This window comes from Azospirillum picis, assembly GCF_017876115.1.
In the GTDB taxonomy this organism is placed as follows: Bacteria; Pseudomonadota; Alphaproteobacteria; order Azospirillales; family Azospirillaceae; genus Azospirillum; species Azospirillum picis.
The window spans coordinates 1-23,994 of the sequence record NZ_JAGINO010000015.1; the positions used below are offsets into that span (position 1 = coordinate 1).

Here is a 23,994-nt window from a genome sequence, read left to right on the forward strand (position 1 = left end):
CCTCAGCACAGGACATCCGCGGGGTGGAGCAGCCCGGTAGCTCGTCAGGCTCATAACCTGAAGGCCGCAGGTTCAAATCCTGCCCCCGCAACCAAGACACCGAACGCCCCGTTCCGAAAGGAACGGGGCGTTCTTTCATTCGGGCTTTGGTGCGCTTGCTACCGGGCTCGAACCGGCAGAATGCCTGGGACCAGTTCCATTGGCAGCCGGTTCTCCCCATTTGGCTCAGGTCAAACCGGCTTGAGAACGACCAGCACGATGGCGGTGGCCATCCCTAGCATGATCCCCGCAGGTGCGTGGCGCAACAAACCCACCGGTGTCTCCGACCCCCCGCCTGCCAGACGGCGCAGGCGTCCGGCCAATGCACCATGCAGCGCGGAGAGCAGCAAAATGATGGCGAGTTTGGCGGCCAGCCAAGTCTGAGGGAACCATTGGCCCGTCATCGCCAGCATCAGCCCGACACCCCATACAAGGAGCATGGCCGGCGTCGTGACGCGCCGGTCCCAGTGGCGCACGCCTCCGAGGAGCCTGGACCGGCGCGTGGACTCCTGGCCTCCATCCGTTTCGGCTACGGCGCCGATGGTCATGGAAACGGCCAGCATGCCGCCGATCCAGGTCACCACCGCGGCGATGTGCAGGGCCTTGAGCCAGAGATACTCCATGGTGTGTCCTCAGCCGGCTGCTGTCAGGGATGCCTGTCGACGCGCCAGAGCGCGTTCATTCACAAAGGCGCCAAGGGGAATGAAGGCTGCGACAACCATCCGGATCGTTTCGGCGCGCGTCCAACGCCCCTCCGATACGGTCTGGACGAGCATCCAGACATACAGGACAAAGGCAAGGCCGTGGATCGGCCCCATGATGGAGGTTGCCATTGTCAGGCCGGCGAAATGCTTCAGCGGTACGGCAAGGCCAAGGAGCAGAAGAAGCGTTCCCCCCTCCAAGAGCGACACGGCGCGCATCCTGCGAAGCCGAGCCAATTCTTCGGCCCGCTCGGCGGGATCGGTCATTCGACCTCCTTGAGGACCTTCTCGACCCGCTCCAGGCGGCTTTCGATGGTTGAGATGTGCCGGGCCAAGTTGGAAAGCGACGCGGCGCTCTCTTCCTGGGCTTTGACGGCCCGCTCGGCAAGGTCGCGGTAGGCCTCATCATCCGCCAGCCCCAGGCGGGCCGTTCGCGCAGCGGAGAAGTACTTCATGCCGAAGATGAGCAAGACCACGACAAAAGCGACTATCGTGAGGAGGAGAAAACTGCCGGCATGGTCGGCCATGCTTTGGTCCTTTCAGGCTTCCGAGGTTTTCGAAGGCGGGCTTAACGACTGTGCTGCATCCGCGACGGACGTCGGAGTCAAAGCAATGTCGAAGGGTAGGACCTCGTAGAAGTTGAGCGCCTTTCCCTCATCGGAAAGCTCAAGACGGCTCGTCACCAGTCCGGCATCTTCAAGCTTGCGCAAATGCAGATGCAGAAGAGGCCGGCTGATTCCGATCTCGCGGGCGAGCTGGCTCACATAGGTGCGGCCATTGGTCTGGAGAGCTTCGATGATCCTCAGGCGATGAGGGTTGGCCAGCGCGGCCAGGCTCTCCAGCAGCCGGTCTCCTTCGCTTTTCAAATCACCCTCGCAAAGCCGTCTCCACCACCTGTCAGAAAAATCTTACAAGGTTATGTCGGGTGCGGTCAATGATTCCCGTCACCTGAAAGAAAAATATGTCGGGTGCCTTCGTTTGGCTGGCAGGCCGACGCCGAAGCGGGGGACGCCGTCCTGACCGCAGGCAGCGGTGGCGTGTACCGGATGGAGGGGCGACCGTGGCCCACCCCTGCAGCCGCCAAGTCCCGTGTGCGTCACTGCACCTCGAACAGTGTGTACACCCCAGGCACGGCAGGCTGTGCGGGACGTAACCAATCGGGTGGTGTTCCGCGCGTCATCAGGTTGCCGAACGAGATGCTTGCGCCGGTGCTTTCAGCGCCGGACACCTCGCCAATCGGCGCCTGCGGTAGGCAGAACAGGACCCAATGAATGTCCCGTTGCCGCATGACGGTCCTCGCTTGGTCGGCAGGCGCGTCCCAGGTCCGGTTGAAAAGGTTCAGCCCACGATGGCCGCGGTGATACAGCGCGCCGACCACCCGGACGGAGCGGGCTCGGAACAGGAGTTCCGGCGCGTCGTTCGGAAAGACGAGCAGCATCTCCCCGGTCAGGCCGCGCAGGGTCGCTTCGACGTCTCGCATCGGGCAGGGCTTCAACGGCGTGTGGTCGGTATCGGGCGGGCGTGCGGCCGCAGCGCCCATGGAAATGGAGAGCGCCGCCAACGCCAGCGTCATCATCGCGGCCGTCCGGAAACCGCCGGCAAGGGCTGTGTGGCAACGCAGCCATTCCAGACCCAGGACGATGCCGGCTATTCCCATCGCGGCGGCATAAATGGAGAATCGGATATGCACCGCACCCACGAGCAGGCCGCAGCCTCCGCAGGCCAGGCCGTAAACCATGGCCACGCCGCTCACGCGCCGCCGGAGCGCGCAGGCGCCGGCGAGCAGTCCCATCGTACCCAATCCACAGTGGATGACGAAGTCGTAGGCATCGCCGATCGGCTTCATCTCGCTGATCCGGTTCCAGTCAAATCCGGCTTCTTCCCCGGCGGCACCGCTGGTGAGCATGACCTCGGCGGGGACGCGCAGGGCGTCCACGAAGCCGAGGATCCAGGTCACGCCCGTGAATCCCAGGACAAGCATCGTGGCGGTCAGGCGCAGAGGCAGGCGCCATTCGGCCGTGATCAGCATGCTTGCCGCCGCAGTGGTGATGACGAGAGCCGCCATGACGAACGGGACGGACAAGCGGTCCATCTCGACCCCCAGGATTCCGTCCGTCGGCGGGTCGACCAGGATCGCACCCATCATCGTGATGGTCAGTGTTCCGCCAGCCACCAACAGAAGGCGGGCGATCCGCCGCCGTTCCGCCGGTGTCCCGGCCGTCAGCCAGCCGATCCCCAGGCCGCCATAGGCCATTGCGCTGTAGGTCAGGCTTTCAACACTCAGCCAGGCCCCGACCGCCGCCCAGAAGCCCAGCGCCGCTGCGGGCAGCAGCGCCGGGCGCAAGGCAGCACGCCAGGCACAACCACACGCGAGCGCCACCAATGCCACGAGAAGGACATGGTGGTCCGCCACGCCGAACAGCCCGTAGCTGAGCAGCATCGGTGTTACGGCCACCAGTCCGCCGACCGGCGTTCGGGAATGGCGCGTCGGCACCAGTGGGGCGACCGCCCAGCACAAGGCCATGGCGAGCACCATCTCGCTCAACGGTCCGACCATCACGCCCACGGCCGTCAAGGCGCCATCAAGCCCGAGCATGGGACTGAGGAGACGGACGAAGGGAAGCATCACGCCTTCAAGCAGATGCGTCCAATGAAGCGACAGCGGCTGCCCGGCGTCCGCCCCGGCAACCGTATGGACAAGTTGCCCGGTTTCAATGACGGCGCGCAGGCGGTTCAACCGCATCCAACTGTCCGGGTCTATCATCGCCGAGCCGTCGAAGGCGATCAGATTGGCCCTCGCGGAAAGCGCGATCACCATGACGAAGGCCAGGGTTCCGGCGAACAGTACGTCTTTGACGCGCGTTTCACCGAAGTGGTCGCATGGTGCGGCATCGGCCGGCATCGGCCGGCAGACGACGGATCGCGCGGCGGAGGGAGCGTGGCTGGCCATCACTGCACGAGCACCATGGTGGTGAGGTCGGTTCCGACCTGGGTAAAGACGACCTTGAGGTCCTGCGGCAGCGCTGCATGATAGTATTTCGACGGGTCGCTGGCACAGTTCCGCATGAGGGTCTTGTTGACGGAAGAGCCGTAGGTGATGGTGTAGATCACCACATTGTGGTCGGCCTTCGCCGCGTTGCAGATCTTGAGCAGGTCTGTGTCGAGACTGGATGTGGACCTGTCGGTGTTATAGGAAAAATATTCAGGTTCATTGACATCGTTGATGCCGTCAGTCATCAGAACAATAACCTTCTTCATATATGGCACGTCGTAGTCAAGCGGCAGAGCAACCTCGGCGTGCGTGTTCCAAAGACCGCGCCATCCCGGCGACAGCATGCGCCATCCCCAGACCAAACCTTCGCCGATCCAGGTGGACCCTTTGGCCGTGTAGGAGGCCAGCGATGTGTCCAGGTCGGAACGAAAGGCGCTTAGTGCCTGGCTGACGCCCGGCGTTCCCACCGTCTTGCCAACCGTTCGGCGGCAATAGTCTTCCACCCCCCAGGCATCAGGCACCTTCCGAGAATCGAACTTGAAGGCGAGCGGCGGGGCGTTTCCCAGGTGCCGGTTGCCGGTCAGCGAACCCTTGACAGTCGCCAACGGGCAATCGCTGGCGCTGGTGGTGCCGTACTTGACCGGGGTGACGATGTCGCTCTTCGCGTTGACGGCCTGCTGGAGGACGTTCACGAAGCCGTTGTAATGCACCATTCCGACATACAGGTTCTTCCTGGTCTGGTCGCTCTCGAACAGCATGTCGAGCAGGGCCTTGACGCCGGCCTTCAGGTCCTTCTGCGAAGACGACATCGAACCCGAATTGTCGAGGACGATGACCATTTCCATGCCGCCCTTGTTCGACGTCTGGCTGGTGAACATGGCGCCGCTGGTCTTGGTGATGCCGACGCTGCCGACGGGGGAGCCGCCCAGCGTCTCGATCAGCGAAGCGAAGACCAGGGGCAGCGAGGCGGTCACGGTGACGGTGAATCCCTGCACCGTCGGCGGCGTCCCGCTGGTCGCCACAGCCAGGCTGGTGGTGGCACCCATGGTGCCGGGAGGGAAATTGGCGTCGAAATACTGCTGGGCGAGCGCCTTCAGTTCCGCGTTGGTGCGCACCTGGAAGTTCTCGCGGGCAACCGCCAGCGTCGCTGCGTCGGCGGCATAATAGATGCGGGAGGTGGCGAGCTGCGCGCGCGCGAAGTCGATCGCGACCCCGAGGATGCCCAGCAGCACCAGGAAGCTGACGGCAACCATGATGGCGATGGAGCCGCGGGTATCGGCAATGAAGCCGGCTGGACGCGATGGTTCGGCGGTCCGGATGCTGTTCATGCCATGCCTCCCGAACGATGGGTCAATTGGTGGCGAGGGTCCGCAGGTCGGTTGTGGCGCGCGGGCGGAAGACCGCCGATCGCCTGATGACCGGGGTGAAGATGTTCAGGGTGGTCCAGGGTCGGTAGGTGAAGAAGACTTCCGCGACCAGGACATTGTGGCTGGTCGGCAGCACCTGTGCCGCCGGCAGTTTGCCAACCATGCCGGGGCTGCCGACGCTGCTGCCGGCACCGGGCGTGGTGAAGCTGCTGGCCTGCTGCCAAAGGACGGTCTGCGCGCCGTAGGGCGCGGTGGGATTGGTGGTGTACCAGCCGACGCTGGACAGGATGATTTCGCCGTTCCGGGTGACGGCCAGGTCGCCGCCTGCCGTTGCCCCTGCATTGAAGATCGTCTGGACGTTGCATGGCGACGCCGTCTGGACGCTTGGTGCGTAGATCGTCTGGCATTTGGTCGCCAGGTCGGCGACCGTCACGGCCACGCGGTCGAGCGTGGCCGTGGTGCGGGCGTATCGCGCGACGTCGAGTGCGGTCATCACCATCAGGAACAGCGTCGGCATCAGGATCGCGGTTTCGATGGAAACGGCGCCGCGGCGATCCCGCAGGATGGAGAATGCCGACGGCCGCAGGAGCGGGCGCCATGCCGGTGGGAGCGGGTTCATTCGTTCTTGACCACGGCTTCGACCATGAAATGCGCATCGCCGTCGCCCATCAGGGTCTTCCAGATCGGGGTCAGGTAGGGGCGGCTGGCCGTGATGCGGTAACGCACCACATCGCCCGGCCCGCCGGCACCGCTTGCCGCCATGTTGCCGTCCCAATGCCCGTTCTTGTTGACGTCGGTGTAGGGTTCGTCGGCGTCCCAGGTGCCGTTGTGGTTCGTGTCGGTCCAGGGTTCCGGATCGGTGAGGTTGAAGCTTGAATAGACCCACAAGGTGACGAAGACGCGGCTCGGCTGGAAGTAGCCGGCGGTGATCGTCTGCACGGTGTCCTTGATGTACTGCTCGCGGCTGGTGTTGGCGGGCGTCCTGCCGGTGATGCCGATGCGCGACGCCTCGCGGGCGGCAAGTTCAAGGCAATTGCGGCTCAGCTCCAGCATGCCCAGCTCGAAGATGCCGACGAAGATCAGGATGATCACGGGTGCCACGATGGCGAACTCGACCGCCACCGATCCCTTGTTGTCCATCCGCCGGATCGAACGCTTCGGCATGGGCGGGCTCCCTCACTGGCTCCAGGTCCTGGCGACCTGGATGAAGGCGGGGCCGGCGACGATGATGAAGACGGCCGGCAGGATCAGCACCATCAGGGGAATGCTGATGAGGGCCGGCAGGCGGGCGGCACGCTCCTCCACCGCCATCATGCGCGCGTGGCGCATTTCCGCCGCCAGGGTGCGCAGGGCCTGGGTGAGCGGGGTGCCGTATTTCTGGGCCTGGAGCAGCGTCGAGACCAGCGAGCGCAGGGACTCCAGATCGTTGCGGGATGCCAGGTTGCGCAGAGCTTCCCGCCGGTCGGTGAGCACCCGCAACTCGTCGGCGGTGGTCATCAGCTCCTCGCTCATCGCACGCGCGGCGATCCGCATCTCCCGCCCGACGCGGGCAAGCGACAGGTCGAGGCTGTAGCCGGCGTTGGCGCAGATGATCAGCAGGTCGAGGGCGTCGGGAAGGCTGCGGCCGATCGCCGCCTGGCGCCGTTTGGCCAGGGACGCCAGGATTCGCTCCGGCAGGACGATGCCCGCATAGGCGCAGGCGAGGACGGCTCCGAGCTGCAGGGCGAAGACCGGCGGAAGCGGGTTGAAGCCGAACACGGCGACCGCGCCGGCGGCGACGCCCGCCAGTGCGCTTACATTCTTTGCCGTCAGGAAGAGCGGCACGTAATCGGGATCGCGGAAACCGGCGTTGAGAAGGCGCTGACGGATGCGGGCGCGTTCCGCGGCATTGGCCAACGCGACGGTGCCCAGCGCACCATGCAGGGCGCGGAGCATCCGCGCGAGTGCCTCACCGGGCGAACTGGCCCGCAGACCGCCCGCGTCGCTCTCATCGCCGGACGGCCCGCCGGTCTGCCAGCGCACCACCCGGTCCAAATGGTCGCGGATGCGGTCCCGCCCGCGCGAGGCCCCCGCCGCAACCAGCGCGAGAACGCCGAGGGCCAAGAGCAGAAGGACCAGTCCTTCCGCCCCGGTGTTGGCGATGGCTGCATACCAGGATCCGGTCCAACCGCCCATCATCTCAGGCCTCCGCCCGGGTCATGCGGCCGATCGCGAAGGTGCCCGCCCCCAGGCAGCCCGCCGCACCCAGCAGCAGCATATGTCCCACCGGATCCCGGAACAGGATCAGCATATAGGACGGGTCGATGGCGAAGATCATGCCCCCCGTCACGAAGGGAAGGGAGGTGACGATGTACGCCGACATTCGTCCCTCGGCGGTGAGTGCCTTGACCTTCAGGCGCATGTCCTTGCGCTTGCGCAGGATGTCGCTGAGGTTGCCCAGCGTTTCGGCGAGCTGTCCGCCGGTTTCGCGCTGCACGATCAGTGCGACCACGAAGAAATCGAAGTCGGGCAACCGGATGCGGAGGGCGGCCTCGCGCAGCGCGTCCTTCAGGTCGACGCCGATCGACACCGCATCGGCGACGCGGCGGAATTCGGAGCGCACCGGCTCCTCGGTTTCCTGCCCGGCGGCCACGATCGCCTCGCTCACCGGGACGCCGGCCCGGGTGGCGCGCACCACCAGATCGATGGCATCCGGAAGATGGTCGAGAAAGCGGATGGTGCGGCGATGGGTGAGGAAGGCCAGGATCTGGCGTCCGGCGAACAGGCCGACAGCCAGGGCAACGGCGGCCGCTGGCAGCATCGGCAGCGCCCGGCCGGCCAGGAGCAGACCGGTGCCGAAGGCCAGGAGCGCGCCGGCCGCCGTGGGGCGCAGGGCACGCCAGCCGCCGGCCGGCTCGATCAGCCGTTCCAGATGGCGCAGGACCCCGTGGCGCTCGTCGTCGCCGCCATCCACCGACGGGCCGGCATCCCCGCCGATCACGCTGGCCGCCGGTGCGCCGAGGGTCGCGAGGCGCTCGGCGACCGCGCGGCGGCGCCCGGTCAGGGCCTCCCGCAGCACGACGAAGAGCAGGATCACGCCGAGGATCAGGAGGAAGGCGCCGATGCCGGGCGCCAGCATCTGCAATGCCGCCGGCGTCATGGGGTCTTCATCGCTGCCATCAGCGCCTCCTCAAGGCCGTAATAGGCGGCGCGGCGGGAGAAATGCGGCCGCACCCCGGTGCCGACGAACGTGCCGTTGACCTTGTCGCCGAAGGAGGTGGCGTCGTATTCGAAGGTGAAGAGGTCCTGGGTGGTGATGACGTCGCCTTCCATGCCGATCACCTCGGTGATGCTCTGGATGCGGCGGACGCCGTCGCGCATGCGCTCGATCTGGACCACCAGGTTGACCGCTCCGGCGATCTGCATGCGGATGGCGCGGATCGGCAGGTTGGCGTTCGACATCAGGACCATGTTCTCGAGACGGATCAGCGCGTCGCGCGGCGTGTTGGCATGGACGGTGGTCATCGAGCCGTCATGGCCGGTGTTCATCGCCTGCAGCACGTCGAAGGCTTCGCTGCCGCGCGTCTCGCCCAGGATGATGCGGTCGGGGCGCATGCGCAGGGCGTTCTTGACGAGGTCGCGCTGGTTGATCTCGCCATGGCCCTCGACGTTGACCGGCCGCGTCTCCAGGCTGACGACGTGGGGTTGCTGCAATTGCAGTTCGGCCGCGTCCTCGATGGTCAGCACGCGTTCGCGCGAGTCGATCATCCGCGACAGCGCGTTCAGCAGGGTCGTCTTGCCCGACCCGGTGCCGCCGGAGATCACGATGTTCAGCCGGCAGGCGGCGGCGATCTCCAGCAGCTTGGCCATGCCGGAGGACAGGTTGTCCTGCCGCACCATCTGCGCGAAGTCGACCTTGCGCTTGGCGAACTTGCGGATGGAGATGACGCAGCCGTTGAGGGCGACCGGCGGGAGCACGATGTTGACGCGGCTGCCGTCGGGGAGGCGGGCGTCCACGGTCGGGCTGGATTCGTCGACGCGGCGCCCAACCGAGGCCGCGATGCGCTGGGCGACGTTCGTCGCGTGGGCGTCGTCGCGGAAGTGGCAGTCGGTCAGTTCCAGTTTGCCGTGACGCTCGACATAGACCTGGTGGGGGCCGTTGACCATGATGTCGGTGATCGTCTCGTCGGCCAGCAGCGGTTCCAGCGGCCCCAACCCGAACATGTCGTCGAGGACATGGGTGACGATCTGCTCCTGCTCGGCCGCATTGATCGGCAGCCGCTCGCCCGACGCGATGGCGGCGACGATCTCCACCAGTTCGTCATGCAGCCGGCCGCGCCCGGTCGTCACCGCCGCGGACACGTTGATGCGCGAGAACAGCTTCTCGCGGATCAGCCGTTCCAGGGGATCGCGGTCCGCGACGGCGGGTTCGGGCGGGTCGGCCGCCATGGCGCCGGCAGCCGCCGCAGCGGCGGGAGCGGGCGCCTCTCGGTGCCGATCGGGCGGGGCGGGTGGAAGGGTGGATTGAACCTTGCGTCCGAACATGGCTCACCTCAGCGTCCGAACAGGCGGGCGAGCGAAAAGCGCTGGACGGCGCGCCGGCCGGTCAGATCGTCGGTGATGCGCATCAACTGGTCGGTCGCCGTGCAGCGCCGCTGGGCCAGCAATTTTCCGGAATTGTCGGCGAACATGGCATGCCGCGTGAACGGGATCTCGAAGTCGACCCGTCGGCCGACCGCCTTCTCGAAGTCGCGGCGGCTGATGTCGGCCTGCGACGGCGGAGCGGTGTGGTTGAGCACGACCAGGAGCCGCTGGCCGATGTCGTCGCGTCCCGCCAGCTTGAGGATGCGCATGACGTCGCGGATGGAGGCGATCGTCGGGTTGGCGACCACCACGCGGACCTGGGCGCGGGAGAGCAGGTGCTGGTAGACCGGATCGGGCCGCCGCGGCACGTCGAACAGGACGTAATGGTGGCGCTGCTCGAGGACCTTGATGACCTGATCCAGCGCTTGCGGTTCGTAATGCGTGTCGTCGCCCAGCGGCTCCTCCGCGCTGAGCACCGACAGCCGTTCGCCGTGATGGACGAGCGTCCGGTCGAGGAAGATGTTGTCGATGCGGTGGGCGTTCTTCAGCGCTTCCATCATGCCGGTCTGCCTCTTGAGACCGAGCATCAGGCTGATCGCCCCGCATTGCAGGTCGAGATCGACCAGCGCGACGTTCCGCCCGATCTTGTTGGCCAGCAGCCAGCCGACATTGGTCATGACGGTCGAGGTGCCCACCCCGCCGCGGGCGCCGGTGACCGCGATGATCTTGCCGGTGCGCTGGCGCATCGCGCTGCCCGACTGGCCGCCGAGCCCGATCGAGATGCTGCGCCGCAACCACTCGGTCGTCACCGGCTTGACCAGATAGTCGGCAATCCCGAGGTGCATCAGGTCGCGGAACAGGCCGATGTCGTTCTGCTGGCCGAGGACGATGACGACGACCCCCGGTTCGCAGGCGCTGGCCAGCTCGTCGATGTCGGAGAGGGGCAGCCGGGAGCCGGAGACGTCGACGATCAGCACGCGCGGCGGTGCCGCGGTCCCGAGATAGGCGATGGCGTCACGGACCGATCCGCGGCGGACGACCGTGAAGGTCATCACCTGCTCCTGCACGAGCAGGCGCAGCGCGTTCTCCGTCTCGCCATCCGTGACGAACGCCGCGATCTCGGCGGCACCACTGCGCTTGGCCGGCCGTGCCGACGCCTGCTTTCCCAGGATGGACATCGCAATCCCCCGCCCGTTCAATTACCGCGCCGTCGTGGAAGCGGATGACGCCCCGCCGCCGTCTAGCCGAAGTGGCGTGTTCGTCCGGTAGCGTTGGACGGAGTCCTCCATCACCGCACCGGCGGCCGGGCCGCTGCGCTGCGGCTCCGCGAGGTCGCGTGGGTCGGCGAGCATCAGGCCGAGGTTGGCCGCGGTCGCGCAGCCGAGGCGGGGCGGCGGCAGTGCCTTGCGCCCAAGGTCGAAGGCGGTGTCGTTCTCCCGCTCGAGCAGCGTGTCGCGGGTGAGCGGCGGGCAGTCCGGGATCACCAACACCGCCGTTTCCCGGCGCAGATGCAGCATTCGGCCGGCCGGGCGGTTGGCCGACGATACGCCCATGTTGCGGTCGGGAACGCCGGCGGCCGCCAGCGTCGCCAGGACGTTCCGAAGCGTCGCCTCCTCGACCCGATCCCCCGGCGTCAGCAGGATGTGCGCGGCATAGGGATTCCCGTCCATCCGCGCGAAGCGGCGGAGAAGCTCGATGGTGGCGCCATCCAGCGAGCGCCGCCCGGGCGGCAGGTCCAGCGTGGTCTCCTCGGCGGATTGCGCGACGGTGAGTTGCTGCTGGACGGCAGTCTCCTCCTGGTAGATGGGCTGCGGCGAACAGCCGGGGAGAGCGGCTGACGCGATGAGGACGCCGAGGACGGCAAGCGGCGGGGCGATGGGCGTGCGCATCGATGGCACCTCAGTAGATGTAGCCGGCGGGGCCGTAATAGGAGCCGACCGGTGCCGGCAGGCCGAGCGCCTGCTGGCGGCGGCGCACCAGATCCTCCAGCTCCCGGTTCGGCTTCGTGCCGTGTTGCGGGATGACGCCCGGCCCGCGGTGGATCGGGTTGACGACGTAGGGCGTCACGATCACCACCAGTTCGGTTTCGTTGTTGATGAAGCGGCGCGACCGGAACAGCTCGCCCAGCACCGGAAGATCGCCCAGCCCGGGAAATTTGGTCAGCGTGCTGCGGTTGTTGTTCTGCAGGAGGCCACCGATGGCGAAGCTCTCGCCGCTGCCGAGCTCGACGGACGTCTCGACCCGCCGGACCGTCAGCGCCGGGATCGTCAGGCTGTTGATCGTCACGGCGCCGCTGTCGGTGAGTTCGCTGACTTCCGGCCGCACGGTGAGTGCGATGCGGTCGGGCGACAGCACGGTCGGCAGGAAGTTCAGCACGACGCCATACTGCTTGAACTCGACCTGGATCTTGTTGTCCTCCTCGGCGATCGGGATCGGGAACTCGCCGCCGGCAAGGAAACTGGCGGGCTTGCCCGACATGGCCACCAGGTTCGGCTGCGCCAGAAGCGTCACCAATCCCTGGTCCTGCATGGCATCGATGATGCCGGCGATGTTGACCCGCCCGTCCGAGCTTCGCATGTGCCCGATCAGGGATGACGCGCCGCTCGGCGCGCGGGTGTACATGTTCGTCGCCTGGTCGATGAAGTCGCGCCCGAGCGCCGCGGAGGCCAGGAAGTCGCCGATGCGGACCCCGCCTTCCCAGTTGACGCCGAGTTCCTGGCTGACCGAGCGGGAGACCTCGGCGACCTGGACGCGCAGGGTGACCTGGGTCGGCCCGGTCACCGCCATCTGGTTGATGACCTTGTCCTCCGGGCGGGCGAACCCGCTGACCATCTCCATCACCGAGTCCGCGACGGCAGGGGTCGGCACTTCGCCGGTGACGATCAGGCGGTTCGGCTGGGAGGTCACGCCGACCGGAAGGCCGGGAAAGCGGGCGGTGATCTGTTCGAGCAGCGGCGTCAGGCCGTGGGTCACCCGGATGTCGCGGTGGAGGATCACCTGGTCGTCCGCCCCCAAGGCATAGACCGTGGTCCGCCCGGGCTTGCGGCCGAGCACGAAGAGTGCCGTGCCGGAGGCGGCCTGCACGTCGGCGATGTCGGGATCGGCGACATAGACGTTGGTGGCCGGTGCCGACAGCTTGATCATCTCGCTGGTTCCGACGTCGATGGTCATGGTTGCGGTCGCCGCCTGTCCTGAGCAGGGAAGCACCAGCGCCATGACCAGTACGATCCACAGGACGGCGATCCGGGCGGCTGGCCGCCGCAGGGTGCGGAACACGGGCACGAAGGGCGCCTCTTGGCTGAGGGGAGCGGGAGGAAACAGGGTGCCTGGGTTCATGGCGTGCTGCGGCTCGCTCCGCGGATGATAGTGGGGACGGGGGGCTTGCCCAGTGCCGGCGCCTCGGGGGTGGGCGCCGGCGCGACCGGCGGGCGCGGCGTGACGACCGAGACGTCGGTGGCCCAGACCACCGATGGCTCGCCTCTCTGCGCGGAATTGGCCGGGCCAGTCGCGGCGACGCCCGGTGGCCGTGCCAGGCTGCGCAGGCTGAGCGTCAGGCGGCCGAGGCCGGTGGCGACAGAGATGACCTGCGCCTGCTTGGCGGTGACCTCGAGCGTCACCGTCCGGGCGACGCGCGAGGGCTGTCCCGTCCCCTCGCGTTGGATGTCGGTGCGTTGGTCGACGGCGAGGACGCGGAGATCCTCCAGGATCGTTTCGCTCGCCAGCCGATGGCCCGTCGCGTCCTCGCCGACGTCCTGGGTCAGCAGCAGGTCGACATGATCGCCGGGAAAGATCAGGCCGGCGGTTCCCGACACCTCGTCGACCGCCACCGAGGCTGCCCGCAGGCCGGGTGTCAGGACCGCGGCGAGAAAGCCGCGCTCGCGCGGCGACAGCAGCCGGTCGCGGCTGATGATCTCCCCCGCCTTGACGGCCTCGCGCACGACCGAGCCGGTCAGCGCCTCGATGTTGTCCTTGCCTTCGACCAGCGTGTCCGGGCGCAAGGCGTTTTCCGGAAAGGAGTCCCAGCGGACCGCCATCGGTTGCAGGAAGGAGCCGGCGGCGAGATCCGTCGCGGCGACGGCGATCCGCCGTTGCGGAACGTCGACGGGAGGTGCCGCGGCTTGCGTGCCGATGGCGGCCTGCACCATCAGGCCGCCGACGACGGCCATGGCCACAGCCGCGATACCGAGGAAGACCGTGCCGAGCTTCATCGTGCTTCGAACCCAACGAGGTGGAACTCAGGCCTTCTCCCGGCGGCGACGGATGGGCGGTCAGCCGGGAAAGAGCAGGGGATTGGACAGAAGCGCCGCCGCCGCGATGGCGACGCCGTAGGGGAGCCCGTCCCGGCCGGCGGTGGTGTTCCGTCCGCCAGCGCGCAACCGCCGCAGGCCGCGCCGGACGAGCACCGCGGCCGCCAGGAGACCGCCGAACAGGGCGGTTCCCAGCAGCAGGGCGGGCAGTCCCGAAAGACCGGCCCACAGTGCTGCCGCCGTCATGAGCTTGACGTCGCCGCCGCCGAGAAGGCCGCCGAGATAGGCGGCGAACAGGACCGTGAAGGTGACGGCCCCCGCCGCCAGCGCTCCGGCCGGGTCGAATCGGCCCGGCTCGACCATCGCGGTCAGGATGAAGAGGGCGGCCAGGGCCATGGAGACCCAGTTCGGGATCACGCGCCGGCGGACGTCGCAGGCCGCCGCCCAGGCGAGCAGGGCGCACAGCGCGGCAGCGATGCTCTCATCCATGTAGCCTCACCGGTTAGGGGGTGGTGCTGCTCTTGGCGTTGTTGCCGACCGTGGAGATCCTGTCCGAGATGTTATTGAACAGCGTGTTCAGGTTGTTGCCGACGGCCGTGACGCCGCCGATGATGACGACGGCGATGAGGGCGGCGAGCAGGCCGTATTCGATGGCGGTGGCGCCACGCTCGTCTTTGCGGAAACGGCGGAGAATGCGGAGCATTTGATGTCCTCCCGAAAGGTCGCAACACTACGAAAAGAATTTGCGTGTGAAGAGGCAAGAAGAGGATGCGCGTTGATTTTTCAGGGCATCCGATCCGTGCACTTCGCCAATTAACACGCGGTCACAGAGGTTTCCAAGAGGAAATGAATAGAACGTCGAGCGTATGTGCTACTTTGACGCATATCTGGTGGACAGGCACGGTTAAATAAGCAAGAAATATCAATGGCATCCGGTTGCAACGCAAGTGTCGCCAGCCGATCACTGTCCGATCGTCCTTGCATATCCGGATAAACGAATTTTAATCCGTGCAGATGTTTCGCTTACTAAGGTAATGTTTGTGTAAGAACAAAAATACATTTGTTCGATATGTAAATATTGCGATACGTAAGGTTTTTCTCAGCGACAATTTGGCCTATTTATCAGTGAAAACCACTTTACTATCCTGGTTGATAAGCATATAGGCTCGATTCTAAGTCTACGAAAGAGAGTAATCTCTCCCGCTTGACTCGGATATTGCTCGAGGTATGAGCAGTCATCGTGTATTCCCTGAAACAAGTGCTTTTTCTTCGAAGGTTTTCCGAGGCGGGAGGTGTCGCATGCCCCATGTTCTGATTGGGCTAGGTGCGACCGGCGGACAGGTGCTGAAGGCGTTTCGCGGGTTGGTTGAACCGCAGATGCATGAAACGCAAAGCTTGGGAATGGCCGTCCGCTTCCTTCTCGTCGATACAGTGAACGAGGCGCCGGACGATGCAACACAATCGGTTCCCGAATGGCGGACCGGCTTCGCTGATCACGAACGCGTAGACCTCCACCCGGCCGACTTGAAGACCAGGTCTACGAGCACGGCAAGCCATCAGTCGTCCCGTCTGCTTCACGAGCGCGTCGAGCGCGCCATGCGTGGGGATGACGAGCGATCGCTGGCGGCGCTCTGCGCGGACTCCCGACGGCTCGGCAGGCTGCTCCTCGCCGGGGCCGCCGCCTCCTTCACGGCGGCGCTCGACAGGGCGGTCGCGTCCTTGCAGTCCGATGCCGCGATGCCCCTGACCTTCCACATCGTCTTCGGACTGGGCGAGGGGCCGGGCGGCGGCCTGATCGAGGTGGTCGCGGGAATCCGCCTGCGTTGGCGCGACCCGCGGCGCGCGCGCATCCTCGTCTACGGACGATTGCCGGATCCGGATGGAAGCGGCGACGACGGTTCCTCCAACCGGCCGTCCAACACCTATGCCGCGCTTGTGGAACTGAACGCCCTGGCCGCCGGCGAGCTGGCCCCCCAGGACTTCACGTCGGGGGAGCTGAGCGTCGAGAGCCGCCCGGCCTTGAGCGCGGCCTATCTGTTCGGTGGAACGCTGGAGAACGGACAACCGCTGTCCGATGAGGATGTGCTGGAGACGGCGGCCCAATTCCTGCGCCAGCGGATGGAGATCGACCAAGCCGAAGGTGCGGGCCGGGACCGCCTGCGCCAGCTCGAGGGCGGGGCATACGGAGGAAGCGGACCGGACCAGCAGATCTGGAGCCAAATCGCATCCGTCCCGCTTCTCGCCTTCGGGTCCAAGCGCCTGGTTTCCCCGGACGGCGAAATCCGTGAGGCGCTGGGCCTCTCCTTCACCCGCGCCGGGTTGCTCCACTTGCTGCACAACCACTGGCAGGACGGTGCAGGATTCGTCGACGAACCTTCCGGCGCGCCCGCCGGTGCCGCCTTGCGGGGTGATGTGGAGAGCCGATGGCTGATTTCCGAAGATCACCTGCTGCTCTCGCAGGCCATTTTGCCGGCGGAGGCTTCCGACAAGCGCTGGCAGTCGATCACCGACGAGTGGTCGTCGATCATGGAGGGATTCAAGGATCTGGCCCGCCTGCGCGAGCGCGGCAAATGGCTTGATACGCTCATCGCGCTCTGCCATCGCCGCTATACCGAGGATTTCCGGAATGTGGGGGTCGCGGAATTCTATCGGTCGCGCTACGCCGAGGCGGCGGGCATGGCTGCCGAGGTGCGGGCGCGGATCGAGCGCGACCTGATCGAAGGCTGCAGGACGGGCCGCTGGTCGCTGGGCGATCTGGCCGGCATCGTCGACTCGCTGATCGGCTGGCAGGAGGAGCGGCTCGCCGGGATCCCGGAGCGGATTGCGCGGATCCGGAGGTCGGAGGATGAAACGCGGGTCCGGATCATCGGCGTGTGCCAGAAATGGGCCAGCCTCGGACCCTTTGCCCGGATATCCGGCAAATGCGAAGCGGTGCTCGACGAATGCGCCGTGCAGTTGCATGACCTGAACGTGAAGATGACGCGGGCCGAGGCCTGGGCTTTCGCCGGCCAACTGCTCCCCGCCATCCTGACCGAATTGCAGGATCTGAAGCAAACGATCGAGGCGGTCGTCCTGCGGGTGGCCGACGTCGTTGCGACCATCGACCGGCGTCTCGACCGCCTCGCCGACGTGCTGGAGGCGGAGCCGAACGCCTATGTCCCGGTGGTTCGGCTGTTCAACCGCGATCGGTTGCGCGGCATTGCCGCGGCGGTCCTGACTGACGAGCGCGAACAGCGGGACCATGCCACCCGGATGCGCGACTCCCTCTTCGCCAACATGGACAGCCAAGCCGGCTTCCAGGCGCTGCTCGATCACTTCGACGGGAGCGACCCGCTGCATGCGCTGCATGCGATCGGCGACTCGCGGGTCGACGATGCCCATGCGAACCATGTGGCAACCGCCGGCGAAGGGGTGCTGCGGCTGACCGTCCTCGACCAGATCCGGGAAATGTACGGCAGCGATCCGTTGGCGCTGCGCTCCTTCTTCGACACCGTGGTCTCGGCCACCCATTGCCTGATCGAGCTGAACGGCACCGCCAGCGCGACGGAGCGCCGGTCCTTCGCCCTGCTGCCGCATGCGGGCAAGCCGGAGGCCTTCGCCAAGCAGGTCCGTGCCGGCATCCGCGCCTGTGCCGGCGCCGAGATGACCCTGTTGGACACCGGCCGGAGCCCGTTCGAGATCGGCATCGTCACGATCCAGGCGGTGCCCGCCCTGTCCGAGGTCGCGTCGCTCGCCGCCTTCGATGCGGCATACCAGGCTCGGTTGTTTTCCGACACCGCCACCGCCTTCTACGACATGCATACGGTGAGCACCGCCACCGACCTCAAGCCGCTCGTCACCCAGGTTCCCGAGCACCAGAAAGAGATGGCGGCCGGCTTCAACCTGCCGCATCTGCTGATCGGGTTGGTGCGCGGTCTCGTCTACGACCGCAGGGGCGGGTCGTCGGGGACCGACGGATTCCTGCTGGTGCCCAAGGATGCCGACGGGTTCGACGAGCAACCCGTCTATCTCGGCACCGACCTGTTCGCGTCGAGCGAGGCGCTGCCGGCCTCGACGGTGGCGCTGCTGAGCGCGAACAACGCCCGGGCGCTGTCCGATGCTTCGCCGGCGCAACTCGACGACTGGCGCCAGGGGGTGGTGTCGCTGGTCAATCGCACCAAGGCCGAACGGGGCAACGACCCCACAGACCTGATCTACCGCAAATTCGTCGAGGCGGGAAAGACCGCGTCGCAGATGCTCAGGGGAGAACGCCGATGATGGCCAACCGGATGGGGATGTGCCCCAATATCGGGAATTGCTCGGTCGCCAGCGGCCGCACTCAAATCCCGTTGCAAGACGATGAGAACGCCACCTGCCCGGAATGCGGGCGCCTCCTGATCGCTGCAACGGTGCCGAGAGGCAGGACCATCGGACGCCGCCGGATCGTCGCGGCCGTGGCGGCGGTGCTCCTGCTGGCCGGCGGGGCTGCCGGCTATCTCGGCCTGTCCGCCGGCCGGCCGGCCGGGCCGCCCCACCCGCCCAGGGTGGTGGCTGCCCCTTCCACCGCGGGAGGAGACGCCGAGATCGCCATGGCTTCCCCGGAGCCTCCCCTGACGGCGGAGCCGGGTGCCCAGTTGTTGCAGGGCGTGGCGGTCGCCGCCGGATCGATGGTGCCGGTTCCGGCGTCCTCGGACCCCATGCCCGAGACGCCGGTGATCCTGCGCCTGTCGGGCTCCAACACCATCGGATCGAAACTCGCGCCGATGCTGGTCGAGCGCTTCCTGTCTGCCGACGGATACGAGCTGACCGGTCGCCGCTCGAACGCCGCCGGCGAGTCCGTCATCCTGGCGTCGCGCAACGGCACGCGGGTGGCAGTGACCGTGGCGACGCACGGGTCGGCGACCGCGTTCACCGACCTCGAACAGGGGAAGGCCGACCTCGGCATGGCGTCGCGGCCGATCACGCCAGCCGAGGCCACCTGGCTGTCGGCGCTGGGCGACATGACCTCGGCCTCCAGCGAGCACGCCATCGCGCTTGACGGCGTGGCCGTGGTCGTTCACCGGACCAATCCCCTGACGTCGCTGTCGACGCGGCAGATCCGCGACATCTTCAGCGGCAAGGTCACCGATTGGGTTCAGGTCGGCGGCCGGTCGGCGCCCATCCGGCTCTATGCTCCCGACGACAATTCCGGGACCTTCGACGTGTTCCGGTCGCTGGTGCTGGGCAAATCGACGCTGAGCGACAAGACCCGGCGGGTCGAGGACAGCCGCAAGCTGAGCAACGCCGTGGCGGTCGACCCCAACGGAATCGGCTTCGTCGGCCTGCCTTACATCGGCCTCGGCAAGGCGTTGGCGATCGCCGGGGAAGGGGACGGGGAGCCGTTCATGCCGACCGTCTTCACGGTATCGACGGAGAGTTACCCGCTGTCGCGGCGCCTTTTCCTGTATGTGCCGGTCAGCCCCGTCAACCCGCTGGTGCTGAACTTCATCGAGTTCGTGCTTTCCTCCGCCGGCCAGGCGGTCATCGCCGACGTCGGCTTCGCCCCGCTGACCGTCGAGGCGGCAACGGCCGTGGCGCCGTCCAGTGCCGCGCCGCGCGAGTACAAGGACTTGGCTGCAAAGGCCCGTCGCTTGTCCGTCAATTTCCGCTTCCGGTCCAACGCGTCGACGCTGGACGACAAGGCGGCGGGGGATCTCGACCGGCTGGTCGACTTTCTGTCCAGGCAGAAGCCCGAGGATCGCGGCGGGCTGGTGCTTACCGGCTTTATGGATGCGCAGGAGGCCCATGCGACCAATGCCGGCCTGTCGCAGCAGCGTGCCCAGATCATCGCCGAAAAGCTGCGTCGCCGCGGCGTCTCCGTGCAGAGCATCATGGGACTCGGTGCCGAAGTGCCGGCCGCCTCCAACGACACCGAAGAGGGCCGCGAAAAGAACCGCCGCGTGGAGGTTTGGCTGCGGGCACGCTCGTGATGCGCTCCGTCTCTCCCGCCGTTCCTGCCGCCACCTCTGCCGCAGGCGCCATCATCCTGAATCCGGAGTCCCCCATGCGTCGACGCGTCATTCCACCGGTCTTGGCTTCGGCCGCCGTCATCCTGCTGCTGTCCGGCTGTGGCACGACCGCCGACGGCGGATTCGCGATGGGTGGTCTGCAGGCCGATCGGCCACGGCCGTCGGCGTCCCTTCAGGTTGCCGACGCGGCGATGCGGCGCGGCGATGCCAAGGGCGCGGCACTGCTCTACGAAGTCGCCCTGCGCGCGGATCCGGGGAATATCGCTGCGGCGCGCGGCTTGGCGGCGGCACTGGAACGGGCGGAGGAGCCGGACGCCGCCGTCGCCGCTTACCGCGCGGTTCTGGCGATCGAGCCTTCGGACGTGAAGGCGCTGCGGCAGCTCGGGCACCTCGAACTGGCGAGCGGGCAGGCGAAGGCCGGGGCCGACACGTTCGGGCGGCTGCTGGCGATCGACCCGTCCGATGCCGATGCCCGTGATGGCGTCGCCGCTGCGAAATGCATGGCCGGCGCCTGCGAGGCCGCGGTGGCCGAGTACCGCCGGTTGCTGGATCAGCATCCCGAACACCGGAAGATCCGCAACAATCTCGGCTTCACCCTGCTTCTTGCCGGCGACACGGCCGGGGCGATCACGGTGCTGAAGCCGTTCGCCGATGATCCGAGGGCGTCGCCCTCCCACCGCCAGACGCTGGCGCTGGCCTACGGGATGGCCGGCCGGTTCGACGAGGCCGAGCGGATCGGGCGGATGGACCTGGACCAGGCCAGCGTCGATGCCAATCTCGCCTTCCTGAAGGCACGCGGTGCGCCGTCGGCCGATGCCGGACCGGCAGACGGGCGGGGAGGTGCACAGAAAGCGCCTGCCCCCAGCGCCGGGACGTCGGCCGACGGCTCCGTCGACCGCAAGCGGTGACAGGGCGGCGCCTGCCCCCGTGGCTCGGCTCAACCGGGTTGGTTGAAGACGATGCGCAGGGGGCTATCGGTGCGGGTGGCCACGCCGGCGGGAGGCCAGGGGCCGGCAATGGCATCGACGTGAAAGCCTGCCATGTTGTCGCTGTCCGGTTGGCGGCGAAGAGCCGGTCGGCCGTCGCCCGCTCGCCCTCGCCCTCATCCTTGCCTTCGTCCACCAAGACGATCGACACGCTTCCATGTCCGCAGGGCAAGGCGTAGAGGAAGCAACCATCCCTCGACACCGCAGTTTCGGCTTCCCGACGGTCGAGCCGGCATGTCACGGCAGTTGGGCTTGAGCGCCCGCATCCGGAAGGGACGGCGAACGGGCCGCCTTCAGCCTCATCCTAGGAGGACCCGGTGCCCAAAGCCATGGCATCGGCCGCCAAACCCCTGACCTGAAACGACTTTCCGCCTAAGTCTATTTTTCCGCTTCTAATCACGACTAACTTCATCGAGTATAAGATAATTAGGGCGATGCGGTCATATCCGCTCGGCCCTCCCGATGGAGCTCATCATGCGCGGACCAGATGACTGGAGGTGCTCCACCATGCCGGGCAGGGCGCCGGCCTCTCCGCGGATGATCCTTGCCTGACCCATCCACCCATAGGTCGCAACGATACCGAAACGGACAAACCGGAAACACGGCCGACGCAGTTCCCCGGACGCCGACAAGCCCGAGGTCGAAGGGACCGATCGCCTAAGGCCGGCCTTTTCCCGAGCGGATCAAGGAAGGACCGACACCGATGCCTGCAACGCCTAATGTCACCTCTCCCACCTTCTCCCCGGCGGAGCGCCATGTCGTCGTCGTCGGTGCCGGCTTCACCGGCAGCCTGCTGACGGCACATCTGCTTCGCAACACGGCGGTTCCGCTGACCGTCCACCTGATCGAATGCGATCACCGTCCGGGCGCCGGGCTGGCCTATTCGACGCCGAGCGGTGGCCATCTGCTGAACGTCCGCGCCTACAACATGAGCGCCTACCCCGACGACCCGCGCCACTTCCTGCGCTGGCTGTGGAGCAGGGATGGCGACGGGCGGACGCCGCCGAGCGGCCATGCCTTCGTGTCGCGGGCGCTTTACGGCACCTATGTCCAGGACGTGCTGGCGGAGGCTCAGGCCGAGGCGCCGGAACGGGCGCGGCTCCATCTCATCCGCGGCGAGGTGGTCGACGTGCGGCCGAATGGCCCCGCCACCGCCGCGCGGTCCTTCGACGTGCGCCTGGCCGACGGCCGTGCCATTACCGGCGACATGGTCGCGCTGTGTATCGGCAACTTCCCGCCGTCGCCGCCGTCGCTCGGGTCCGCCGGCGCCGCCGAGGCCCTGGCCTCCGACCGCTTCATCGGCGTGCCCTGGGACTTCGACGCGATTTCGCGCATCGACCGCGATGCGCCGGTGGCGATCCTCGGCACCGGCCTGACGATGGTGGATACCGTCCTGTCCCTGCTGGAACAGGGACACCGCGGACCGGTTACCGCGCTGTCGCGCCGTGGCCTGCTGCCGCAGCGCCATGAGGAAACCCGTCCCTACACCACCTTCCTGCATCCGGAGGTGATGCCGCACACGGTGCTGGACGTGCTGATCGCGCTGAAGGCGGACGCGCGGCGGGCGGTGGGTGACGGTTATGACTGGCGCGCCGCCTTCGATGCCCTGCGGCCGCACCATCACCGGATCTGGAAGCACCTGCCGATGGAGGAGCGGCGCCGCTTCCTCCGCCATGCCCGGCCGTTCTGGGAAGTGCACCGCCATCGCATGGCACCCGAAGTTGCGGACCGCATCGACGACGCCCGCGAGTCCGGCAGGCTGGAGATCCTGGCCGGGCGATTGAACGACCTGTCGCTCACCGGCGACGGGCTGGAGCTTCGCATCGCCCCGCGTGGCGGCGCCGGTACCGTGTCGCGGTCGGTCGGGGCGCTGATCAACGCGACCGGCACCAATTGCGACTACGGCCGCATCCGCCATCCGCTCGTGCGCTCCCTGCTCGACCGCGGGATCGCGCGGCCGGACGCCCTGCGGCTGGGGCTGGACGTCACGGAAGATGGTGCGGTGATCGGTTCCGACGGTATACCGGCGCCGTCGCTCCTCGCCCTCGGTCCGGTTTCGAAGGCACCCTTCTGGGAAATGACCGCCGTCCCGGAGTTGCGCAGCCAGTGCGCGGCGACGGCGTCCCGGATCCTTGCGGTGCTGTCGCATGGGACGGGAGCGGCCGACGGCCTCGCGATGGCGGCCGTCGATCACAGGCAGGCGGCGACTCCGCACGCATGAAACGGAGCCCGGCCTGGCCGGGCTCGACATTCTCCGTCGCCGTCGCTACCCGCCGCTTCGGCGGCGGAGAATGGCCTCGGCCAGTGTCAGGTCGGCCGGCCGGTCGACGTCCACGGCGGCATCGGCGAAGGGCAGGTCGACGGCGGCGAGCACCGTCCCCGTCCGGCGACCGAGCGCCGCCAGCGCATCGTCGAGCCGCAGCCGGCCGAGCGCGAAGGCCAGCAGGGTAAGGGGGCCGAGCTGGCGGATCATCCGCCACGGCCGCTTGCGGTCCCGCTCGACCTGACGCCAGAAGGTGACGACCGACCGCGACCGGGGGGTGCGGAAGGCGAACAGGTTGCAGCCGCTGTAGGCACCGCCGCGGAAGCGCAGATAGGTGCGGCGGCTCTCGGGATAGGCGGCGCGGATCGTCTCCGAGCGCGCCAGCGCCACGGCGGCGTCGGCGCCGGACGGCAGGTTGGTCCAGAAGTGATCGACCATCGCCGTGGTCAGCAGCGGGTGGTCGGCGGTGGTGACCAGGAAGGGGAAGGAGGTGTCGGGCCCGGCATGGTCCAGTGCCGCCAGGACGCTGAGGCTGGGCGACTCCGCCGCCGGAAGGACGGTCACCGCGCCGCCTGCCAGGAGGTGTGCGAAGGCGGGGTCTGCCAGCACCAGGTCCGGTTTTTCGATCAGCACGAGGGTGTGACCGATCCGCGGCACCGCGCCCAGGGTCTCCAGCACCCGGACCAGCATCGGCACGCCCGCGACCGGGGCCAGCGCCTTGTGGGACACGCCGGCGGCTGCGGCCACCGGATCCTCCGGTCCCCGGCTGCCCGCCAGCACGATCGCGGTGACGCCGCCCTTGTCCGCCCTGCCGGTCGCGACGCCGCTCACGGGGCCGGTCCCAGGGCC

The 23,994-nt window shown here is 67.4% G+C and carries 22 protein-coding genes and 1 tRNA gene; 5 read left to right on the plus strand and 18 right to left on the minus strand.

The window, feature by feature from the left end:
- The first annotated feature begins 17 nt into the window (after positions 1 to 17).
- Positions 18 to 94 (plus strand) — tRNA-Met (locus tag J2850_RS18930).
- A gap of 136 nt (positions 95 to 230) precedes the next feature.
- Here the strand turns inward: J2850_RS18930 and J2850_RS18935 are convergent.
- The 17 genes from J2850_RS18935 to J2850_RS19015 form a co-directional block, all read right to left on the minus strand.
- Positions 231 to 662 (minus strand): CopD family protein, encoded by a 432-nt coding sequence (locus J2850_RS18935; protein ID WP_209984670.1) that lies wholly within the window; start codon positions 660 to 662, stop codon positions 231 to 233.
- Positions 663 to 671: 9 nt separating this feature from the next.
- On the minus strand, positions 672 to 1,007 hold the full coding sequence (locus J2850_RS18940) for a DUF3817 domain-containing protein (protein WP_209984674.1): 336 nt from the start codon (positions 1,005 to 1,007) through the stop codon (positions 672 to 674).
- Positions 1,004 to 1,267 carry a hypothetical protein gene (locus J2850_RS18945; RefSeq protein ID WP_209984677.1) on the minus strand — a complete coding sequence of 88 codons (264 nt, stop codon included), beginning with the start codon at positions 1,265 to 1,267 and terminating at the stop codon, positions 1,004 to 1,006. The genes J2850_RS18940 and J2850_RS18945 overlap by 4 nt, the downstream gene beginning before the upstream one ends.
- Positions 1,268 to 1,279: 12 nt before the next feature.
- Positions 1,280 to 1,606: an ArsR/SmtB family transcription factor gene (locus J2850_RS18950; RefSeq protein ID WP_209984680.1), complete on the minus strand. Its 327-nt coding sequence runs from the start codon at positions 1,604 to 1,606 to the stop codon at positions 1,280 to 1,282.
- 230 nt (positions 1,607 to 1,836) lie between these two features.
- Positions 1,837 to 3,690, minus strand: a complete 1,854-nt coding sequence (locus J2850_RS18955) for a hypothetical protein (RefSeq protein ID WP_209984683.1) — start codon at positions 3,688 to 3,690, stop codon at positions 1,837 to 1,839.
- Positions 3,690 to 5,060 carry a VWA domain-containing protein gene (locus tag J2850_RS18960; RefSeq protein ID WP_209984686.1) on the minus strand — a complete coding sequence of 457 codons (1,371 nt, stop codon included), beginning with the start codon at positions 5,058 to 5,060 and terminating at the stop codon, positions 3,690 to 3,692. Before J2850_RS18960 ends, J2850_RS18955 begins: the two co-directional genes overlap by 1 nt.
- Positions 5,061 to 5,082: 22 nt before the next feature.
- Positions 5,083 to 5,718, minus strand: a complete 636-nt coding sequence (locus J2850_RS18965; RefSeq protein ID WP_209984689.1) for a TadE/TadG family type IV pilus assembly protein — start codon at positions 5,716 to 5,718, stop codon at positions 5,083 to 5,085.
- Positions 5,715 to 6,263 carry a TadE/TadG family type IV pilus assembly protein gene (locus tag J2850_RS18970; RefSeq protein WP_209984692.1) on the minus strand — a complete coding sequence of 183 codons (549 nt, stop codon included), beginning with the start codon at positions 6,261 to 6,263 and terminating at the stop codon, positions 5,715 to 5,717. The genes J2850_RS18965 and J2850_RS18970 overlap by 4 nt, the downstream gene beginning before the upstream one ends.
- Before the next feature lie 12 nt (positions 6,264 to 6,275).
- Positions 6,276 to 7,277: a type II secretion system F family protein gene (locus tag J2850_RS18975; protein WP_209984697.1), complete on the minus strand. Its 1,002-nt coding sequence runs from the start codon at positions 7,275 to 7,277 to the stop codon at positions 6,276 to 6,278.
- 1 nt (position 7,278) lies between these two features.
- Complete coding sequence (locus J2850_RS18980; protein ID WP_209984699.1) at positions 7,279 to 8,238, minus strand: type II secretion system F family protein; 960 nt, start codon at positions 8,236 to 8,238, stop codon at positions 7,279 to 7,281.
- Positions 8,235 to 9,623, minus strand: a complete 1,389-nt coding sequence (locus tag J2850_RS18985) for a TadA family conjugal transfer-associated ATPase (protein ID WP_209984704.1) — start codon at positions 9,621 to 9,623, stop codon at positions 8,235 to 8,237. The genes J2850_RS18980 and J2850_RS18985 overlap by 4 nt, the downstream gene beginning before the upstream one ends.
- 8 nt (positions 9,624 to 9,631) lie before the next feature.
- On the minus strand, positions 9,632 to 10,840 hold the full coding sequence (locus tag J2850_RS18990) for a CpaE/TadZ family protein (protein WP_209984707.1): 1,209 nt from the start codon (positions 10,838 to 10,840) through the stop codon (positions 9,632 to 9,634).
- A 21-nt stretch (positions 10,841 to 10,861) separates the two neighbouring features.
- Complete coding sequence (locus J2850_RS18995) at positions 10,862 to 11,551, minus strand: CpaD family pilus assembly lipoprotein (RefSeq protein ID WP_209984710.1); 690 nt, start codon at positions 11,549 to 11,551, stop codon at positions 10,862 to 10,864.
- 10 nt (positions 11,552 to 11,561) lie between these two features.
- The gene (locus J2850_RS19000) at positions 11,562 to 12,998 is read right to left on the minus strand and encodes a type II and III secretion system protein family protein (RefSeq protein WP_209984712.1); all 1,437 of its coding nucleotides are present in this window, start codon (positions 12,996 to 12,998) and stop codon (positions 11,562 to 11,564) included.
- Entirely contained in the window at positions 12,995 to 13,870 is an 876-nt protein-coding gene (cpaB, locus tag J2850_RS19005) for a Flp pilus assembly protein CpaB (protein WP_209984715.1), read from the minus strand. Before cpaB ends, J2850_RS19000 begins: the two co-directional genes overlap by 4 nt.
- A 60-nt stretch (positions 13,871 to 13,930) precedes the next feature.
- Entirely contained in the window at positions 13,931 to 14,398 is a 468-nt protein-coding gene (locus J2850_RS19010) for an A24 family peptidase (protein WP_209984717.1), read from the minus strand.
- 13 nt (positions 14,399 to 14,411) lie between these two features.
- Positions 14,412 to 14,612 (minus strand): Flp family type IVb pilin, encoded by a 201-nt coding sequence (locus J2850_RS19015; protein ID WP_209984719.1) that lies wholly within the window; start codon positions 14,610 to 14,612, stop codon positions 14,412 to 14,414.
- A 596-nt stretch (positions 14,613 to 15,208) separates the two neighbouring features.
- On the opposite strand from J2850_RS19015, the gene J2850_RS19020 reads away from it, so the two are divergent.
- The 4 genes from J2850_RS19020 to J2850_RS19035 all read left to right on the plus strand — a co-directional run bounded on the left by J2850_RS19020 (position 15,209) and on the right by J2850_RS19035 (position 23,103).
- Positions 15,209 to 18,166: a tubulin-like doman-containing protein gene (locus J2850_RS19020; RefSeq protein ID WP_209984722.1), complete on the plus strand. Its 2,958-nt coding sequence runs from the start codon at positions 15,209 to 15,211 to the stop codon at positions 18,164 to 18,166.
- 176 nt (positions 18,167 to 18,342) lie between these two features.
- A complete protein-coding gene (locus tag J2850_RS19025) occupies positions 18,343 to 19,857 on the plus strand; it encodes a phosphate ABC transporter substrate-binding/OmpA family protein (protein WP_209984725.1) in 1,515 nt (504 codons plus the stop codon).
- A 74-nt stretch (positions 19,858 to 19,931) separates the two neighbouring features.
- Positions 19,932 to 20,804 carry a tetratricopeptide repeat protein gene (locus J2850_RS19030; protein ID WP_209984728.1) on the plus strand — a complete coding sequence of 291 codons (873 nt, stop codon included), beginning with the start codon at positions 19,932 to 19,934 and terminating at the stop codon, positions 20,802 to 20,804.
- A gap of 781 nt (positions 20,805 to 21,585) precedes the next feature.
- Positions 21,586 to 23,103: an FAD/NAD(P)-binding protein gene (locus tag J2850_RS19035; RefSeq protein ID WP_209984731.1), complete on the plus strand. Its 1,518-nt coding sequence runs from the start codon at positions 21,586 to 21,588 to the stop codon at positions 23,101 to 23,103.
- Between the two features lie 45 nt (positions 23,104 to 23,148).
- On the opposite strand, the gene J2850_RS19040 is transcribed toward J2850_RS19035, so the two are convergent.
- On the minus strand, positions 23,149 to 23,976 hold the full coding sequence (locus J2850_RS19040; RefSeq protein WP_209984734.1) for an NTP transferase domain-containing protein: 828 nt from the start codon (positions 23,974 to 23,976) through the stop codon (positions 23,149 to 23,151).
- Positions 23,977 to 23,994: the final 18 nt, after the last annotated feature.

Excerpts from the sequence above, each read along its gene's own strand:
- J2850_RS18935 (WP_209984670.1), bottom strand. The coding sequence starts at position 662 with ATGGAGTATCTCTGGCTCAAGGCCCTGCACATCGCCGCGGTGGTGACC.
- J2850_RS18940 (WP_209984674.1), bottom strand. The coding sequence starts at position 1,007 with ATGACCGATCCCGCCGAGCGGGCCGAAGAATTGGCTCGGCTTCGCAGG.
- J2850_RS18945 (WP_209984677.1), bottom strand. The coding sequence starts at position 1,267 with ATGGCCGACCATGCCGGCAGTTTTCTCCTCCTCACGATAGTCGCTTTT.
- J2850_RS18955 (WP_209984683.1), bottom strand. The coding sequence starts at position 3,690 with ATGGCCAGCCACGCTCCCTCCGCCGCGCGATCCGTCGTCTGCCGGCCG.
- J2850_RS18960 (WP_209984686.1), bottom strand. The coding sequence starts at position 5,060 with ATGAACAGCATCCGGACCGCCGAACCATCGCGTCCAGCCGGCTTCATT.
- J2850_RS18965 (WP_209984689.1), bottom strand. The coding sequence starts at position 5,718 with ATGAACCCGCTCCCACCGGCATGGCGCCCGCTCCTGCGGCCGTCGGCA.
- J2850_RS18970 (WP_209984692.1), bottom strand. The coding sequence starts at position 6,263 with ATGCCGAAGCGTTCGATCCGGCGGATGGACAACAAGGGATCGGTGGCG.
- J2850_RS18975 (WP_209984697.1), bottom strand. The coding sequence starts at position 7,277 with ATGATGGGCGGTTGGACCGGATCCTGGTATGCAGCCATCGCCAACACC.
- J2850_RS18980 (WP_209984699.1), bottom strand. The coding sequence starts at position 8,238 with ATGACGCCGGCGGCATTGCAGATGCTGGCGCCCGGCATCGGCGCCTTC.
- J2850_RS18985 (WP_209984704.1), bottom strand. The coding sequence starts at position 9,623 with ATGTTCGGACGCAAGGTTCAATCCACCCTTCCACCCGCCCCGCCCGAT.
- J2850_RS18990 (WP_209984707.1), bottom strand. The coding sequence starts at position 10,840 with ATGTCCATCCTGGGAAAGCAGGCGTCGGCACGGCCGGCCAAGCGCAGT.
- J2850_RS18995 (WP_209984710.1), bottom strand. The coding sequence starts at position 11,551 with ATGCGCACGCCCATCGCCCCGCCGCTTGCCGTCCTCGGCGTCCTCATC.
- J2850_RS19000 (WP_209984712.1), bottom strand. The coding sequence starts at position 12,998 with ATGAACCCAGGCACCCTGTTTCCTCCCGCTCCCCTCAGCCAAGAGGCG.
- cpaB (WP_209984715.1), bottom strand. The coding sequence starts at position 13,870 with ATGAAGCTCGGCACGGTCTTCCTCGGTATCGCGGCTGTGGCCATGGCC.
- J2850_RS19010 (WP_209984717.1), bottom strand. The coding sequence starts at position 14,398 with ATGGATGAGAGCATCGCTGCCGCGCTGTGCGCCCTGCTCGCCTGGGCG.
- J2850_RS19015 (WP_209984719.1), bottom strand. The coding sequence starts at position 14,612 with ATGCTCCGCATTCTCCGCCGTTTCCGCAAAGACGAGCGTGGCGCCACC.
- J2850_RS19020 (WP_209984722.1), top strand. The coding sequence starts at position 15,209 with ATGCCCCATGTTCTGATTGGGCTAGGTGCGACCGGCGGACAGGTGCTG.
- J2850_RS19030 (WP_209984728.1), top strand. The coding sequence starts at position 19,932 with ATGCGTCGACGCGTCATTCCACCGGTCTTGGCTTCGGCCGCCGTCATC.
- J2850_RS19035 (WP_209984731.1), top strand. The coding sequence starts at position 21,586 with ATGCCTGCAACGCCTAATGTCACCTCTCCCACCTTCTCCCCGGCGGAG.